We start from the raw sequence: 17,363 nt of genomic DNA, 5'->3' as shown, positions 1-17,363 counted from the left end.
AAAGCTTCCTTTGCATCGAAGCGACGATGGGTGAATTGCGGCTATCGCATGTCCGTCTGAGGACGGCGAGCCAGTTCAGTCGATCGGCGGCGGTTGTCGACCGGAGCGACGGCGGCCTTGCTCACGAGCGAAGGCGGCGGGTGTGCATCCCACGTGGAAGTGGAATCTGCGCGTGAAGTGGCTCTGATCGGCAAAGCCCGTCACCAGCGAAACCTCAGCCAGGGGCAGGTTGGTTTCGACAATCAGTACTTGAGCGCGCCGGATGCGGCACTGCTCCACGAAGCTGAAAGCGGTAGTCCCCGTGCTTTGCTTGAAAATGCGGCAGAAGTGAAAGCGACTGACATTCACCTGCGCTGCCAGCTCATCGAGACTGATGCTTCGGTGCAGGTTGTCTTCAACAAACGTGGTCAGGCGCGCCATCTCCAGTCGGCCCAGTGAGCGGGTGCGCTCTGTCTCGATGACGCCGAAAATGTTGTAGCGGCGAATCAAATGCGCGGCGATGGCGGTGGAAAGCGCATCGACGATCAGCACCTGGCAAGGGTGAGGCTCCAGCTCCATCTCGGCAAGGAAGGTCTGGACGAGGCGTCCTATCACCGGATCGAACGTTTCGAAGACGTTGCGTATCTCGACTTGCGGAACGGCACGTTGACCCAGTTGCTCCGCCGCTGCCGCCACCAGCGAGGTGGGTATGCGCAGCCGGGCAGACGGCGCCGCATCGCCTTCCCATGAGGATGGATAACCTGCCGGCATGATCAGCGAGTGGCCGGCCTTTATCACGCCACAATGCGTGCTGCCACCGCGGGTCTGGGCCAGCTTGGCGCTGCCGGACGGGCAATAGTGGACCATGTGATGATCCAGTCCCGCATAATTTTCGGCCACGTTGTAGTAGGCGCGGTGCACGTCCACCGTCACGCCCTCCCAGCCGCGCCCGCGCGTGCTCGCCAGCGGCATATTCGGCCTGGCGTGCAGAATTTCGTCGATCGAGATCAACTTTCGGGACGACGACGACCGGATTGCACCTTCAATAGCCATAAGCCGTTCCCGTCATGAGTGCAGCCGTGCCATCGATCGGCGAGTTGATCTTCTATCGCCAATCGTCGACTGCCCGGTATCGTTGGCCCGCACGGATATCTTGAAGCCTCGCAGTGCCCCGCTTTCTTGCCCGATTTTGCTCCTGCTGGAATGGTGTTGCGTTAGGAAAACCGTTCACTTGGGTGGCAAAGAGGTTGCGGTGGGTCTCGGCCCCCCCGTCAGAAGACCGGATGGGGGGCGGTGACTGCAGGAAGCGCCGCCGGGCAGCCTTTCCAACGGCGGCGCCATGGGGGCAAGCCGTTGTGGGCCCATGGGCATCACACCAAAGTCAGAACCGTTTTGGAGACCAAGGTGTGTGCAGTAGCAGCGCCTTCAGTACGTATTTTGCTGACCTTGGTTGGTGGCGTGCATGCAAGGCAGTGCCGACGCAGCAAGCCCGCGCTCCTTTCTCATGGCGAGGCTTCGCGCAAGCGGTGATTTCAATTCGTGTCGAGGCGCCAGGCCAGGGTTTCGCCGGCGAGGAAGGGCACCACGGCTTGTCCCCCGACTTCGATCACATCGGGTACCTGCCACGGACTGCGCGTCAGCGTGACGCGGCCTTCATTCAGGGGAAGGCCATAGAAACGGGGGCCATGCTCCGAGGCAAAAGCCTCAAGACGGTCAAGTGCACCTTCCTCTTCGAACACCTGTGCATACGCTTCCAGTGCAACTGGCGCGTTGAATATCCCCGCGCAGCCGCACGCTGATTCCTTCGCTGCGCGCGGATGGGGCGCGGAATCCGTGCCGAGGAAAAAGCGGGACGATCCAGAAGTCGCGGCCTGGCGCAGCGCGATGCGATGCTTCTCGCGCTTGGCCACGGGCAGGCAGTAGGCGTGCGGGCGGAATCCACCTTGAAACATCGCATTGCGATTGATCATCAGGTGGTGCGGCGTGATGGTGGCGGCGACCTGATCGCGAGACTCACGGACAAAGTCCGCTGCCTCGGTGGTGGTGATGTGCTCCAGCACCACCTTGAGTCCCGGGAAGTCTCGCACGATGCCGGAAAGCACGCGTTCAATGAAGATGGCTTCGCGATCGAACACATCCACGGCTGCGTCGGTCACCTCGCCGTGAATCAGCAGCGGCATCCCGATACGTTCCATGGTAGCCAGCACGGCATGGATTCGCCGAATGTCCGTCACACCATGGTTTGAATTGGTCGTGGCATGGGCCGGGTAGAGCTTGCATGCGGCAAAGACACCCGCGGCGTAACCCGTCGCCACTTCTTCGGGATCGATGTCGTTGGTGAGATAGCACGTCATGAGAGGCTCAAACGAGGCTCCCGCTGGAGTTGCGGCTCGAATCCGATCACGGTATTGGCGGGCGGCCTCCACCGTGCAGACGGGAGGAACCAGATTCGGCATCACGATGGCCCGTGCGAAACCGTGGGCCGTTGCGGCCACGGTCTGCTCCAGTTGCGCGCCGTCGCGTAGATGGACATGCCAATCGTCGGGCGTCCGGATCGAAATTGTCGTCATAAATCGCGCCCCTCCTGCGGGGCCAAGGCATTAATCATTACTGCTGTAATCGTAGCGCAAGCGAGCGCGCAGGCCACTGACGACGCCCGCTTATCCCCATCCCCCGGGTCACGTGCGATCCAGAAAGTGGCCTCCCAGCGGCTGGATCCCGGGCGCAGATTTCATCGCAACAGTTTCCGCGCCCGCCTGCAGGTTGGACGCGCCTCATGTCTGTACGCCTTTCCCACACCATGACTTCCCGCACCCTATGACTTCCCGCCCATGCACTAGTGTTAAGTCCACACTATAGTTCTCTCCAGACTGAGTAGCAGTGCGGGTGGGTTGTGGAAGACAACAGCAGCCATCTGAAGAAGTTCCAGAAAGAGCTGTCGGCGGGCACGGTGTCGCTGGTGCTGCTGGCGGTGTTGGGGCAATCGCGTCAGCCGATGTACGGCTACCAGATTGCCAAGCGCCTGGAAGAGGTGGGCGAGGGCGTGCTGGCGGGCAAGCAGAGTGCGCTTTATCCCGTGCTGCGCAATCTCGAAGGGGCGGGGCTGCTGGCCAGCGAGGTGGAACCCTCCATCAGCGGACCACCGCGGCGTTATTACCGGATCACGAAGCAGGGGCGCGAGGTGTTGCGCGACTGGGTGGAAGCCTGGGCGGCCACGCGCGACTCCGTCGATGCCGTTTTGCAAGGAGGGGTGTAATGAATGCACCACGCACGATCGCCGAATACCTGAAGCAGTTGCGCGCAGCGCTCAAAGGCGCAGACCCTGCGTTGATCCAGGATGCGCTCTACGACGCCGAAGAACACCTGCGCGCCGAGCTGGCCGACAACCCGACGCGCAGCGAAGCCGACATGCTTGCGCACGTCGTGAGCACGTATGGCGCGCCTGAGGAAGTGGCGGACATCTACCGCGACCAGGAGATCAAGATCCAACGCGCGTTGCGGCCACCTGTCATGCCGAAACAGCGCTCCGTGTGGGGCCAGTTCTTTGGCGTGGCAGCGGATTCACGCACATGGGGTGCCTTGTTCTACATGCTGTTGTCATTGGCCACGGGCGTCTTCTATTTCACCTGGGCAGTGACGGGCATTTCGCTGTCGCTGAGCCTGTCGATACTGATCATCGGCATCCCCTTCATGGTTCTTTTCCTGGGCACGGTGCGCGCGCTGTCGCTGCTGGAAGGCCGCATCGTGGAGACGATGCTGGGCGAGCGCATGCCACGTCGCCCACCGTATCCTTCCATGGACGGCAAGTCGTTCTGGCAGCGTGTGGGTGCCATCTTCACGGATGTCCATACGTGGACCACGCTGTTCTACATGATGCTGATGCTTCCGCTGGGCATCCTGTATTTCACCGTGACCATCACGTTCCTGAGCATCTCGCTGGGTTTCATTGCCACGCCAATCCTGAAGGCGTTGAGCGTGGCCGATGTGATCAATCTGCAATGCGGCTACCCCTACTGGCTGTGCGACAACAACTACTGGCCGCTCGCCGTGCTTACCTGCATCGTCGGCATCCTGATGTTGTTCGCCACGCTGCATATGGTGCGTGGACTGGGCAAGCTGCATGGCGCCATCGCCAAGAGCCTTCTGGTGCGTATCGTGGGCGAGGCTCGCTGAGCCATGGCTTCGGGCATCCTGGCGCAACTGGCTGGCGAGTGGCGCGGCGATGAAACCATCGCCACCACCCGTTGGGGGCAGGGTGGCGATGCGACGGCGCATGTCACGTCCGTGCTGCAACTCAATGGTCGCCTTCTGGTGCAGGACTACCGGGAGGAGCGCGAAGGCAAGACCGCGTTGCTGGTTCACGCGGTGTTTGTCGCAGAGCCCGACCACGACCAATACAGCCTCTACTGGTTCGACAGCTACGGCTTTGTCCCGGGCACGCCAGCGCCAGGCGTGTGGGATGGCGAACGCCTTACCTTTGTGCGCAGTTCGCCGCGTGGACAGACTCGCCATATCTATGCATTCGACGGTGATGACACCGTCACGCTCAGGCTGGAAAGCTCGTTCGATGGCGGCGTGAAGTGGGAGCCGGTGATGAGCGGGCGGTATGTGCGGGTGAAGTAATCGCTGAAAGGCGTCGCGCTCCCACAAGGCGACGGAGTGCTCGTGTGGGAGCGCACCCTGTGCGCGACTTGACGATCAGACGAGCTGAAGATCCTTCGGCTTCGCGCCAGGGAATACCGACTGCAGCTGGCCGTTGTTGAGGCCCCACATGCGCCCCATCACACCCGACAGTACATCGCGATAATTGTTGAGCACCGGGTAGTCGCGGTTCTGCAGCAGGCTTTGCGCGTTCACCGCCACCTGTTGCCCGGCGATGCGTCCACCGTTCACCTTGCCACCCAATACCCAATAGGTGGTGCCGTGGCCGTGGTCGGTGCCCTTGTTGCCGTTTTCGCGGAACGTGCGGCCGAATTCCGACACCACCACCACGACGGTGTTGTTCCACTCGTCGCCCAGCGCGTCGGCATAGGCGGCAAGGCCCTTGCCGAGGTTGGAAAGATTGTTGGCCAGCTGGCCCGGGGTGCTGCCCTGGTTGACGTGCGTGTCCCAGCCGCCGACATCCACGAAGCCGAGGCGATACTGGTCGCGCATCATGGTGGCGATGCGCTGCGTTTCGTCGGCGAAACTCTTGGCGTTGGGGGCGCCGCGGTTCGCCTTCATCATTTCGTCCTGCAACTCTTTCGATACGGTCTGGCGGAGCTCAAGGCCGTCAGCGGCGGCGGAAGCCAGCGTGGTATCGCGATACATGCCGGCAAGAATGCCCGCCTGTCGTTCGTCGTACACCGGCTTGGTATTGCCGCGCAGCGAAATATTCGGGATGTCGCGACCGCTGCCCTGGAACGTCAGCGGCAACGCATCCGTAAAGGCAATGGAGGGCACCGTGCTCATCTGGCCCGACAGGCGCGCCATGAAGCCCGAGCGGAAATTGCTACGCTGATCGGTGGGCTCGCCGGACTCGATGTTGTCCTGCGTTTCGAAGTGGCTGCGCGACATGTCGTCGGTGCCCGCGAACGGCACGAAGGCAACCTGTCGCTTCTGCCACAACGGGTAGATGGAATCGCGCAGTACCGGGTTGAGCCCCCAGTTCGCATCGAGGCCGATCGCACTGTTGGCGTTGTACGCATCGGGTTTGGCGATGGCGAGCGTGGGGCGCGATTCGTAGTAGAAGTCGCTGCCGTAGGGAATCAGCAGGTTGTTGGAGTCATAGCCGCCGCGCAGGAACACGAGCAGGAAGCGCGGTGCGCTGGCGGGAGCGGCAAACAACTTGCCGGAGAACGACAGCGCAGGCGCGGCAACAGCGGCGGTGGCGGCAGCGAGCAGGAATTCGCGGCGTTTCATGGCTACCTCAGCGGTAATTGAAGTCGGGCGAGGAGAGCAGGAACGTGTTCCATTCCTGTTGTGTGGTGGCCTTGGCCAGCGCGTCGCGCGTCGGTGCGCTCAGCTTGGTATCGAAGGTGTCGTAGTAGAGGCGCGTGGTGAGCATGGGGAAATCACCGCCGGACTTGGGTTGGCCTTCCGGGGTCAGCAGGCGGTTGTTGCCGGTGCCGATGGCGCCGGCAATCTCGAAGCGCTTGGCCATCTGCCCGGAACTGGACCAGCCGGCGCTATCCAGTGGCCAGCCATCGGGTGTCAGTCGGCCGAAGACGGGTTCGCCGAGCTGGTTCATCCAGTTGAGCAGCGGCTTGGCGTTGGCGATGGGCTTGCCGTCATAGGCCATGCGCACCGACGACACCACGAACTGCATCGGGTCCTTGAACTTCTTGCCATAGCTGGCGGCGAGTTCCTTGGAGTCGAACATGGTACGCAGCACTTCGGCAATGTCGCCGTCGGTGCGCTGGAAGGTATGTGCCATCTTTGCCACCAGCTCCGGTGACGGGTTGTCGGAGACGAAGTACTCGGCGATCTTCTTCGACACGAATTGCGCGCAGGCGGGCTGCTTGGTGATCAGGTCCACCGCTTCGGTTATTTCATCGCAGCCACTTCCCTTGATCTTGTGTCCCAGCAGCACCTTGTCGCTGAAGTCGTGGCGCTTGGGGTTGAATTCGAACATGCCGTTGCGCACGAACATGTCGGCGACAGCGGGGCGCATGGGGCGCGCGGCGGGATCGCGCAAGGGCGCCACGCCGGCACCGGTGAGGATAAGCGCGAGCTGCTGCACGTCCTGCTGCGTATAGCCCGAACCCACGCCCAGCGTATGCAGTTCCATCAGCTCGCGTGCGTAGTTCTCGTTGACGTGGCCTTTCGCATTCTGCGCGTTGTCGAGAAATTCCATCATGGCCGGGCTTTCCAGCGTGGCCATTACCAGGTCGCGGAACTTGCCCAGGGCATGCGGACGAATACTGTTCTGCACGTAGTCGGCGGCAACCCAGCGCACGCGTCCCTTGGCGCCGTACACGCTGAAGTGGTTGAGCCAGAACCACACCATCTGTTCCTTCAGCTGGTTGGGCCCGTAGATGGCATGCAGCATCTCGATCTGTTGCGCTTGTTGCAGCAGATCGTTGGCGTGTTGCTGCTGGTTCTTCTTGGCGGCGTTCTTGTCGTCGCCGTCGGGCATGTTCTTGATTTTCTCCTGCTCGTCGCGCAGGTTCGTCAGCAGCTGTTCGGTCGGCGTGCTGGCTGCCTCGTAGGAGTTGATGAGCGAGGTAATGGGTGCCGGCAGGTCGTCGCTGATGCGCCCATCCAGCTGGTGGTCGAGCAGGCGCGAGCGCCCCAGGTCGCGATACATGGCGACCGTGGCGCTATCGAGTTCAAAGCTGTCGCGGCGCAGCCAGTCCACGTCTTCCTGGGACAGGGCCTTGGCGTCGCGTGCATCGGCCACGGCAGGCCCCAGTGTCAGGGCGATGCCAAGGGCGATCAGCCACGGCTTGAAACGAAGAGCGGGGCGGAGCAGGGTGTCACGCATGCGTCGGAATTCCTCGGGCCAAGGTGGGGCGACGGTTTGACGTGGGAACGCGGCGGCGGTCGCCCGGCTTACGCATCGTGATGCATGAACGCGATTTTGTTCGGCGCGGATTCATGCGCCGGGCACTTTGTTGGAATTTCGTCATGCTGGCGAAAGCCTTGCGTGGTCTGCCCGGCACCGATGGTTGCCGCAATGCGCGGCCGGCGTTGTGAAACGCCTCCGGATTTGTTTCGCAAGAAAGTGGCCGGCGCGATGCGCCGGGGTACCTTCACTACGCAAGGGTCAGAACTCGTCGACGAACTCGACCACGGCCCCCAGCTGCGTGGACTGCACTTCCGTCACCGCGTGCACGGCATCGGCATGCAGGCGGTCGGTGGTCAGCACCTCGATAAGGAACAATTCGGCACCGTTGTCGTCGACCAGCTCATTCGAACTGGAGTCTTCTCGCGCGGCAGCGGTTTCGTCTTCGATTTCCTCGACGTGTTCGACACCGTCGATGCCGTGGAGAATGTTGAGCAAGGTGTCGGCATCGTCGCGACTGCCGGTCATGCGAATGCGGATCGTGGGCATAGGGGGCGGCTCCCAGGTTCCCGTTCGTATGCTGCGGCAAGCCATGTTCAGGGCAGGTGATTGCTTTCCCTACGCTATGATTCAAGGCCTTAGCCGGAGACAAAGCCTGTGCCCAAGATTTACGACCGCGCCTATTTCGACAAATGGTATCGGCACCCCGATCACACGGTGGCATCGCCTGCGGAGCTTCGTCGGAAGATCGCCATGGTGATTGCGCAGGCCGAGTATTACCTCGGTCGCCCGGTGCGATCCGTGCTCGACGTGGGCTGCGGTGAAGGTGTCTGGCGTGCGCCGTTGTTGAAGCTTCGACCGGGCATCCACTACCAGGGACTGGATGCGAGCGAGTATGCAGTGTCGCGTTTTGGTCGCAGCCGCAACATCGGGTTGGCGCGTTTCGGTCAGCTGGAATATCTGCGCTTCGATCAACGTTTCGACGTGGTCGTTTGTACGGACGTGCTGCACTACCTGAAGCCGGCGGAAATTCGCGCGGGGCTTTCGGGCATCAGCGACATGCTCGAAGGCGTGGCCTTCCTTGAAGTATTTACCAGCAAGGATGGCGTGGACGGCGATATGGACGGTTTCCATTCCCGAGCGCCCAGCTGGTATCTGAAAGCCTTCAACGACGCGGGACTGATGCCGTGCGGCTCGCATTGCTATCTCGGGCCGCGATTGGAACGGCGCGTCGCGGCGCTGGAACGCGCAGCGTTGCCCTGATCGTCAGATCTCGACGTGGGCGCGCAAGCCCACGAAGCGAGCAGGGCCGCGGTCGCGGTTGTAACCAGGGTTGTGGATGAGCTGCAGGTCCGGGCTGAGCGTGAAGTGCGCGAAGGGCACGAAGTTGTAGTACGTCTCGAGGATTTCTTCGCGCCCATAGTTGAGCGCGCCATCGCCCAGCACGAAGCCGCTGCCACCCAGCTCAAGGTAGTTGCGGTGGTCCCGCGACAGGCCGTCCACGACGAAGGCAACGCCAAGATGGTCGTCTGATCGCGCCCAATGGGCGCCAGAGAGCTGGAATCCCGCGCTGAGCGTGCGATCCACTTCGGTGAACACGAACGATTCGGTGTGGCCGTCGTTCCAGCCGGCGCGCATGAACAGGCCGGTATCGCCGTTGTCGGCCAGTGGCAGTTCGCCATTCATGCCGAAACCGAACTTGTGCCGGCCCGGCGCATCATCGGCCTGCACATTCGGCAGCTGGCCGGTTTGCTCGGCAATAGCGATGGCGTCGTTATAGATGCCCATGCGCGCCGTGTTGCGATAGCCGAGGAAGCGCAGCGCCCAGCCATCCGCCTGCGGTTGCAGGGTCAGTTCGACCTGCTGGTTCTGCGACTGCGAAAGCGAATCCACCAGCTTCTGCCCGTTCGCCTGATACGGCATCAGGTAGATGCCGTAACGCAGGCTCCAGGTTTTCTGCACCCATGCCAGCACCAGGCCTTCGGTATAGCCGCGCGTGTCGGCGGCGAAATCCCAGGCGGTGTTGTTGAACAGCGACCAGTTCATGAACTGCGTGCGCGTGCTGCCGGCGTAGCGGTTCTTGTCGAAGTCGTCGGCCACGGACATCTTGCCGAGCTTCACTTCGAAGCGTTCGGCGGCTTCGGTGCCTGGCAGCTGATCCTGCGCGCGTTCGACTTGCGTAGTGTCATCGCCCAGTGGCGTGGTCCAGCGGAGGTAGGCGCGCGCCACGTAAGGCGTCTTGGGCAAACCCACGGAGCCGGCGCGGATCACGTCGCCGTTGGTCAAACCGCCCAGGCCCGTCGCACCGGAGACGCCTTCACCCTTGAACATTTCCACGTCGAGGTAGAACTGCAGCCGTGCGGGAAGCGCCATGCCGAAGTACGCGCCGAAGGTGTGCGAACGCTCGGTGTCGCCGTCGGCGCGCAAACTCAGCGGCCCCGAGTAGGGCGAATGCAGCGAGTCCTGGTGCTGGTCGACGAAGGTGTACTGCGCGCCAAGCCACTGCGGCACGAACAGGTTGGCCTCGTCGGCGTGGAGGGCGCACGAGGCCAACAGCAGGCACGTCACGGTGGTGGCGAGTCGACAACGCATGGGCGGTTTGCACGGCAAGGGAAGGGGCGGCGCCGAATCTCGGCGCGCAGTCATCCGTGCAATGTAAAAAGGCCGCCTTGCGGCGGCCTTTTCTTCATGCTCGACATGGATCGAACAATCAGCCGCCGCGCGACGCCTTCTTGCGATCGTTTTCCGTCAGGTGCTTCTTGCGCATGCGGATTTCCTTCGGCGTGACTTCGACCAGCTCGTCGTCGTCGATGAAGTCCAGCGCCTGTTCCAGCGAGAACTTGGTCGCCGGGGTCAGCTGGATCGCATCGTCCTTGCCGGAGGCGCGCATGTTGGTCAGCGGCTTGGGCTTGATGGCGTTGACGGTCAGGTCGTTGTCCTTGGCGTGAATGCCGATGAGCTGGCCTTCGTACACCGAGTCGCCTTCAGCGGCGAACAGCTTGCCGCGATCCTGCAGCGGTCCAAGCGAGTAGGCCGGGGTGGTGCCGCCCGCGTTGGCGATCATCACGCCGTTGAGGCGCTTGGCGATGGCCACCGGCGTGTACGGACCGTAATGGTCGAACACGTGGAACAGCAGGCCCGAACCCTGGGTGAGGGTCTTGAACTGGTTCTGGAAGCCGATCAGGCCACGGGCCGGGATCAGGTACTCAAGGCGCACGCGGCCCTTGCCGTCCGACACCATGTTCTTCAGGTCACCCTTGCGGATGCCCAGGCGCTCCATCACGCCGCCCTGGTGCTGCTCTTCGATGTCGACCACCAGCTGTTCGATCGGCTCCATCTTCTGGCCGTCGATTTCCTTGATGATCACTTCCGGACGCGACACGGCCAGCTCGTAGCCTTCGCGACGCATGTTTTCGATCAGCACCGACAGATGCAGTTCGCCACGGCCCGAGACCAGGAACTTGTCGGCATCCGAACCGTCTTCCACGCGCAGTGCCACGTTGTGCACCTTCTCGCGATCCAGGCGCTCACGCAGCTGGCGGCTGGTGAGGAACTTGCCGCCGGAGAGATCCTTGTTGCCGACGAACGGCGAGTTGTTGACCTGGAAGGTCATCGAGATCATCGGCTCGTCGACGCTCAGCGCCGGCAGCGCTTCGGGGTTGTCGATCGAGGTGACCGTGTCGGAAATGGTCAGCTCCGGAATGCCCGAGATGGCGACGATGTCGCCGGCTTCGGCCGAATCCTGCTCGATGCGCTCAAGGCCGAGGAAGCCCAGCACCTGGCCGATCTTGCCCTGGCGCTTCTTGCCTTCGCGGTCGATCACGGCGACCGGCATGCCCTTCTTCAGGGTGCCGCGCTGGATGCGGCCAATGCCGATGACGCCGACGAAGTTGTTGTAGTCCAGCTGGCTGATGCGCATCTGGAAGGCGCCTTCCGGATCCACGTCCGGCTTGGGCGCATGCTGCATGATCGCTTCGTACAGCGGGGTCATGTCGCCTTCGCGGGCGTTCTCGTCCAGCGAGGCGTAGCCGTTCAGCGCCGAGGCGTAAACGATCGGGAATTCCATCTGCTCGTCGGTGGCGCCGAGCTTTTCGAACAGATCCCACACCTGCTCGACCACCCACTCCGGACGGGCGCCCGGACGGTCGACCTTGTTGACCACGACGATGGGCTTGAAGCCCATGGCGAAGGCCTTCTGGGTGACGAAGCGCGTCTGCGGCATCGGGCCGTCCATCGCGTCGACCAGGATCAGCACGGTGTCGACCATCGACAGCACGCGCTCCACTTCGCCGCCGAAGTCGGCATGGCCTGGGGTGTCGACGATGTTGATGCGGTTCTTGTCGCCGGTCTTCTGGTTCGTCCAGGTAATGGCCGTGTTCTTGGCCAGGATCGTGATGCCACGCTCCTTTTCCTGGTCGTTGCTGTCCATCACGCGCTCGGCGAGCACGGTGCGCTCGTTGAGGGTGCCGGACTGCTTCAGCAGCTGGTCGACGAGCGTGGTCTTGCCGTGGTCGACGTGAGCGACGATGGCGATATTGCGCAGATTTTCGATGGACATGAGGTCGGCTCGGGCGGCACGGGGCCGTCGCGTGAGGTTTCTGTAGGGGTAACTCTCGAATTATACGGGGTTATGTGACAGCTTGCTTGAAATGTCTCAACAAGCCTGTTCAGGCAGGTGTTTCTGGTGGGGTTTGCAGGCACCTGAGGGCTGGAAAGGCGCTGGATTCCCGCCTTCGCGGGAATGACGAGCTCGAAAGGAGCGGTTTTCCTCACCGTCATTCCCGCGTAGGCGGGAATCCAGCGCCTTTAACCGGCCCCAAAAGAAAGCGGCCCGCCGAGGGGAGCCGGGCGGGCCGAAAGGGAGATTCGAAGGGGGAAAAGCCGATTCAGACCAGCCCGGTCAACCCATACGCCAAAATCACCACGAACACGGCCAGCGTCTTGATCACCGTGATGGCAAAAATGTCCCGGTACGACTGGCGATGGGTCAGCCCCGTGACGGCCAGCAGGGTGATCACGGCGCCGTTGTGGGGCAGGGTGTCCATGCCGCCCGAGGCCATGGCGGCCACCCGGTGCAGCACTTCCATGGGGATGCCGGCCGCCTGGGCGTTATGAATGAACGTCTCGGCCATGGCGGCGAGGGCGATGCTCATGCCGCCGGAGGCTGAACCGGTAATACCGGCCAGCGCCGTGACCGTCACGGCCTCGTTCACCAGCGGGTGGGGGATGGCGTGAAGCGCGTTGGCAATCAGGCGAAAGCCGGGCAGCGCGGCGATCACCGCGCCAAAGCCGTACTCCGACGCCGTGTTCATCGATGCCAGCAACGCGCCGGCCACGGCGGCCTTGCTGCCTTCGGCAAAACGCCGGGTGACCGGGCGCCAGGCAAAGGCGAGCACGCAAAGAATGCCCACCAGCAGGGCGCCTTCCACGGCCCAGATGGCGGCGACTTTCGAAATCTCCTGCACCACCGGCTTGGCTTCGCCGATCACGGCCGGCACAAACGAATGGCTGGCGCCGTAGAGTTTGGGAATGGCATCACCCAGCACTTTGTTGAGCACGCCCACCAGCACGAGCGGAAGCAGGGCGATCAGCGGATGCGTGAGTTTGTCGCCCTCGAACGCGACCGGCTCATTGACCAGCGACGTGCCGTAGCCTTCGCCCGCCGCGGCAGCCTTGCGCCGGCGCGATTCCAGATAGAGCAAACCCACGATAAGAATGAACACCGCGCCCAGCGTGCCGAGCCACGGTGCAGCCCATGCATTGGTGCCGAAGAACGCCGTGGGAATGATGTTCTGGATCTGCGGCGTGCCCGGCAACGAATCCATGGTGAACGTGAAGGCACCCAGCGCGATGGTGCCGGGAATGAGTCGCTTGGGAATGTCCGACTGACGAAAAAGCTCCGCCGCAAACGGATACACCGCAAACACCACCACGAACAGCGACACGCCACCATAGGTGAGCAGCGCGCACACGATCACGATGGAAAGCATGGCGCGACTGCGTCCCACCAACCCGATGGTGCCCGCCACGATGGAGCGCGAGAAACCGGACAGCTCGATGACCTTGCCGAACAGCGCGCCCAGCATGAACACGGGAAAGTAGAGCTTCAGGAAGCCCACCATCTTGTCCATGAACAGGCCGGTGAACATCGGCGCGACCAGCGACGGGTCGGTCAGCAGCACGGCGCCCAGCGCCGCCACCGGAGCAAACAGGATCACGCTGTAGCCGCGATAAGCCGCCAACATCAAGAAACACAGCGCGGCCAGCACGATCAGAAATGCCATCGTCAATTCCCCGGACGCCCGTGATGGGCATCGTCGTGCGGCGAGTATCCGCAAGGCATGGCGGTGCGCGGCACTGTACGAAGGTACAAGTGTGGTGTGCGGTGGCGATGCCTAAGCTCCGTGGCATTCGGCGTCCTGTGTCCACGGGGCGCGTCAAAGCGAGGGGAGACAAGGGAGCTATGAAACGCACGCATCTGAGCATGGCGATCGGTCTGGTGATGGGTTTGTCGTGCCTGGTCACGGCACACGCGGACGACGCGCCGCAGAGCAGCACGACACCGGCAACCACCGCCAAGACATCCGACGCCAAGCAACTGGAAGGCATCAAGGTCACCGCGCGCAAACGCGAGGAAACCTTGCAGGACGTGCCCATCGCGGTCAGCGCATTTACCGCGCAGACGCTGTTCAACCAGAACGTGCAGAACCTGGCCGACCTGCAAGGCAAGGTGCCTTCGCTGCAGATCTATGCGGCCCGCGGCTCCAACACCACGCTGACGGCGTACATCCGTGGCGTGGGCCAGGCCGATCCCACGTGGGGTTTCGATCCGGCGGTGGGTATCTACCTCGATGACGTCTACATGGCGCGCCCGCAGGGCACCGTGCTCGACGTGTTCGACACCAATCGCATCGAAGTGCTGCGCGGACCGCAGGGTTCGCTGTACGGCAAGAACACCATCGGCGGCGCCATCAAGTACGTGTCCAACCCGCTGCCCACGCAGACCACGGGTTCGGTGGAAGGCACGGTGGGTACGCACGGCGAGAAGGACATCAAGGCCAGCCTGGGCGGCGCCACGTCCGATGGCGTGTGGCGCGGCCGCATTGCCTATGCCAGCGAACACAACGACGGTTTTGGCGAAGACCTGCTCACGGGTAGCCGCAACGGCAACAAGAACAGCAATGCCGCACGCGCATCGCTGGGCTTTTTCCCCAGCTCGGATTTCAACGCGCAACTGTCCTTCGATGGTTTGCGCGACAACTCCAATCCGCGTGGCGCCAAGATGCTGACGCCCAACTCGTTCGATCCGGGCTATGCGCCGTTGTCGAGCGACTACGACACGCGCAGCGGCATGGCGCAGCTGAACAACACGACCCTGTGGGGCACGGCGCTGACCCTGAACTGGATCGTGAGCCAGGACTGGACGCTGAAATCCATCACGGCGTTCCGCGGTTCGTCCACCGATACCAATATCGACTTCGATACGCTTCCCGAGCAGATCGCCGACGTCAACGCGGTCTACAAGGATCACCAGTTCACGCAGGAATTGCAGGCCAACTACGACAACGGCGGGGCGGTGCACGGCGTGTTCGGCCTGTTCTACTTCGACGGCACGGCCAAGGGCTACATCCACAACATCTTCCTTGGCTCGCCGCCGTATTACCCGCTGTATTCGCAGTACGGCGGCACGGGTGGCAGCATCGGCACCAAGAGCTACGCTGGTTATGGCGACTTCACCTGGGACATCAATCCGCAGTGGAGCCTGGACCTTGGCCTGCGCTACACGAGCGAAAAGAAGTCCGCAGTCATCCAGAACTACGGCTACTCGGACGCGACCTTCACCACGCCGATTTCCACGCTGGCGGATTTCAGCGGTTCGCATACCTCGCACAACGTCTCGCCGAAGTTGTCGCTCGACTACGCCTTGACCGACCAGGTGAAGCTGTACGCAAGTTACAGTCAGGGCTTTCACTCGGGTGGCTACAACATTCGCGCCAACTGCGCGGCGATTCCCGAGTCGTGCCGACCGATCGAGGATGAAAAGGTCACGTCGTACGAACTGGGCAGCAAGATGTCCTTCCTCGACGACACGCTGATGTTGAATACGGCGTTCTTCCACAACATCTACTCGAACATCCAGCTGTCCGTGTTCACCTCGTACACGCTGCCGAACGGCACGCAGGGCTTCTTCGGCGACTTCACCAACGCCGGCAAGGGCCACATCGACGGCTGGGAAGAAGAATTCGCCTGGACGCCGGTGGAGAACTGGACCTTCAGCGGCAACTGGGCCTACCTGCACACCAAGTACACCGACTTCGAAAGCGCCGGTGTCAACATCGCCGATTCGCAGCGCTTCACCAACGCCCCCAAGTGGTCCGGTGGCTTGAACCTGGAACACACCATTCCGCTGGATAACGGCGGCAGTGTCAGTGGCCGCATCAACTACACGTACCAGACCAGCGTGTATCCCGAGACCACCTTGTCACCGCTGATCATGCAGCCGTCGTATGGCTTGTGGAATGCGGGCATTGTGTGGCGCATCGACCAGCCGTGGACGCTGAGCCTGCAGGGCAGCAACCTGGCGAACAAGTCGTATCGCACCACCGGCTACAACATTGCGGCGCTGGGCATTGTCACGGGCTTCTACGGTGCGCCGCGCATGGTCACGCTCACGGCCAAGTACACCTTCTGATTGTTGGAGATGCGCATGCGACGCCTGACGGGACTGATGTGTGGCTGGTTGCTGTTGTCCGGCGTCGCAGGCGCGGACGAAGTGCCGGCGCTGCCAAAGCTCAAGCTGGATGCATCAAGGACGGCGGTCGTGGGTTTGTCGTCCGGTGCATACATGGCGACGCAGGTGCAGATGGCGTATCCCGAACTGTTTCCTGCCGCGGCCATCGTTGCCGGCGGTCCGTACGGTTGTGCCAACGGACGTCTGGACCTGGCCTTGAGCACCTGCATGAAAGGCGTGCCGCCACCGGATGCAGCGGCGCTTGCCACCAAGGCGAAGCAACGCGCGGCATCCGGTGATATCGGTGCGCTGAAGAATCTTGCACACGGACGCGTCTACGTGCTGCATGGCAAGGACGATGCGCTGGTTTCCCCCGTGGTCGCGACGGCCGCGGCCACGTTCTACGAGCAATTGCGTGACGCCGATCCCGCGCTGGGTTCGCTGATGGTGAAGGACGACGGTGCGCGTGCTTTCGCACACAATCTGCCGGTGGCCGCCACGGGCGATGATTGCGACAAGTCGGTCTCACCGTATCTGGGCCATTGCGGGTTCGATGCGGCCGGCGAGATATTCCAGCAGATGTTCGGGAAACCCTCGAAGGCGGCCACCGAAGCCAAGGGCGAGCTTCGCCATTTCAATCAGGATGCCTACAAGCCGGGCGGCGCCGATGCATTTCTTGCCACGACGGGGTACCTGTACCTGCCGCCCGATTGCGTCGCTGGCAAACGCTGCGGCCTGATGGTTGCGTTTCACGGCTGCAAGCAGAACGCCGATGCCGTGGGCGAGGCGTTCGTGAAGGACGCCGGCTTCAATCGCTGGGCCGACGTCTACGACGTGGTGGTCCTGTATCCTCAGACCCGCGCGAGCACCGCGCCCATGAATCCGCAGGCATGCTGGGACTGGTGGGGATACTCCGGGGACAACTACGACAGCCGCCAGGGCGTGCAATTGCGCTGGCTGGTGAGTGCTGTTCAAGCGATGGGCTTGCCTCACTGACAACTCCCTCTCCCCTCCGGGGGGAGGGTTGGGGTGAGGGGCGGGTGCTTGCGAGCGGATTTGATGTTACGAGCGGTTGTTTTCTGAATAGCCAAAGCGCACGCATGGTCGAAGACCTGAGGACAGCGTGGCCCCTCACCCCAGCCCTCTCCCCGGAGGGGAGAGGGAGCA

At 62.6% G+C, this 17,363-nt stretch carries 14 protein-coding genes; 6 read left to right on the top strand and 8 right to left on the bottom strand.

What is annotated here, in order from left to right:
- Nucleotides 1-75 precede the first annotated feature (75 nt).
- Nucleotides 76-1,032: an AraC family transcriptional regulator gene (locus DK366_RS08090; protein WP_109125027.1), complete on the bottom strand. Its 957-nt coding sequence runs from the start codon at nt 1,030-1,032 to the stop codon at nt 76-78.
- Nucleotides 1,033-1,511: 479 nt separating this feature from the next.
- Complete coding sequence (gene pyrC, locus DK366_RS08085; RefSeq protein WP_109125026.1) at nt 1,512-2,549, bottom strand: dihydroorotase; 1,038 nt, start codon at nt 2,547-2,549, stop codon at nt 1,512-1,514.
- Nucleotides 2,550-2,872: 323 nt separating this feature from the next.
- Here pyrC and DK366_RS08080 point away from each other — a divergent pair, with 323 nt between their 5' ends.
- The 3 genes from DK366_RS08080 to DK366_RS08070 are packed head-to-tail and all read left to right on the top strand — an operon-like array spanning nt 2,873 to nt 4,602.
- Nucleotides 2,873-3,235 carry a PadR family transcriptional regulator gene (locus tag DK366_RS08080; RefSeq protein WP_109125025.1) on the top strand — a complete coding sequence of 121 codons (363 nt, stop codon included), beginning with the start codon at nt 2,873-2,875 and terminating at the stop codon, nt 3,233-3,235.
- A complete protein-coding gene (locus DK366_RS08075; RefSeq protein ID WP_109125024.1) occupies nt 3,235-4,152 on the top strand; it encodes a sensor domain-containing protein in 918 nt (305 codons plus the stop codon). The genes DK366_RS08080 and DK366_RS08075 overlap by 1 nt, the downstream gene beginning before the upstream one ends.
- 3 nt (nt 4,153-4,155) lie before the next feature.
- The gene (locus DK366_RS08070; protein ID WP_198651470.1) at nt 4,156-4,602 is read left to right on the top strand and encodes a DUF1579 family protein; all 447 of its coding nucleotides are present in this window, start codon (nt 4,156-4,158) and stop codon (nt 4,600-4,602) included.
- A 75-nt stretch (nt 4,603-4,677) separates the two neighbouring features.
- Here DK366_RS08070 and DK366_RS08065 read toward each other — a convergent pair whose 3' ends face one another.
- The 3 genes from DK366_RS08065 to DK366_RS08055 all read right to left on the bottom strand — a co-directional run bounded on the left by DK366_RS08065 (nt 4,678) and on the right by DK366_RS08055 (nt 8,014).
- A complete protein-coding gene (locus DK366_RS08065) occupies nt 4,678-5,880 on the bottom strand; it encodes a DUF1501 domain-containing protein (RefSeq protein WP_109125023.1) in 1,203 nt (400 codons plus the stop codon).
- A 7-nt stretch (nt 5,881-5,887) separates the two neighbouring features.
- Nucleotides 5,888-7,444: a DUF1800 domain-containing protein gene (locus DK366_RS08060; RefSeq protein WP_109125022.1), complete on the bottom strand. Its 1,557-nt coding sequence runs from the start codon at nt 7,442-7,444 to the stop codon at nt 5,888-5,890.
- A gap of 282 nt (nt 7,445-7,726) precedes the next feature.
- Nucleotides 7,727-8,014, bottom strand: a complete 288-nt coding sequence (locus tag DK366_RS08055; protein ID WP_109125021.1) for a hypothetical protein — start codon at nt 8,012-8,014, stop codon at nt 7,727-7,729.
- 108 nt (nt 8,015-8,122) lie between these two features.
- Between DK366_RS08055 and DK366_RS08050 the strand changes: the two genes are divergently transcribed.
- The gene (locus tag DK366_RS08050; RefSeq protein WP_109125020.1) at nt 8,123-8,728 is read left to right on the top strand and encodes a class I SAM-dependent methyltransferase; all 606 of its coding nucleotides are present in this window, start codon (nt 8,123-8,125) and stop codon (nt 8,726-8,728) included.
- Nucleotides 8,729-8,731: 3 nt separating this feature from the next.
- Here the strand turns inward: DK366_RS08050 and DK366_RS08045 are convergent, their stop codons facing one another.
- The 3 genes from DK366_RS08045 to DK366_RS08035 form a co-directional block, all read right to left on the bottom strand.
- Nucleotides 8,732-10,057, bottom strand: coding sequence for a carbohydrate porin (locus DK366_RS08045; RefSeq protein ID WP_109125019.1), 1,326 nt, complete (start codon nt 10,055-10,057; stop codon nt 8,732-8,734).
- 118 nt (nt 10,058-10,175) lie between these two features.
- Nucleotides 10,176-12,023: a translational GTPase TypA gene (gene typA / locus DK366_RS08040; protein ID WP_109125018.1), complete on the bottom strand. Its 1,848-nt coding sequence runs from the start codon at nt 12,021-12,023 to the stop codon at nt 10,176-10,178.
- 328 nt (nt 12,024-12,351) lie between these two features.
- Nucleotides 12,352-13,749: a GntP family permease gene (locus tag DK366_RS08035; RefSeq protein WP_109125017.1), complete on the bottom strand. Its 1,398-nt coding sequence runs from the start codon at nt 13,747-13,749 to the stop codon at nt 12,352-12,354.
- A 179-nt stretch (nt 13,750-13,928) separates the two neighbouring features.
- Between DK366_RS08035 and DK366_RS08030 the strand changes: the two genes are divergently transcribed.
- Nucleotides 13,929-16,157, top strand: coding sequence for a TonB-dependent receptor (locus DK366_RS08030; protein ID WP_109125016.1), 2,229 nt, complete (start codon nt 13,929-13,931; stop codon nt 16,155-16,157).
- A gap of 15 nt (nt 16,158-16,172) precedes the next feature.
- Complete coding sequence (locus DK366_RS08025) at nt 16,173-17,192, top strand: PHB depolymerase family esterase (protein ID WP_109125015.1); 1,020 nt, start codon at nt 16,173-16,175, stop codon at nt 17,190-17,192.
- Nucleotides 17,193-17,363 lie beyond the last annotated feature (171 nt).

Source organism: Dyella sp. C11 (assembly GCF_003121485.1).
GTDB lineage: Bacteria > Pseudomonadota > Gammaproteobacteria > Xanthomonadales > Rhodanobacteraceae > Dyella.
Note: the sequence above shows the minus strand (reverse complement) of the source record. Positions and strands in the feature narration are given on the sequence as shown.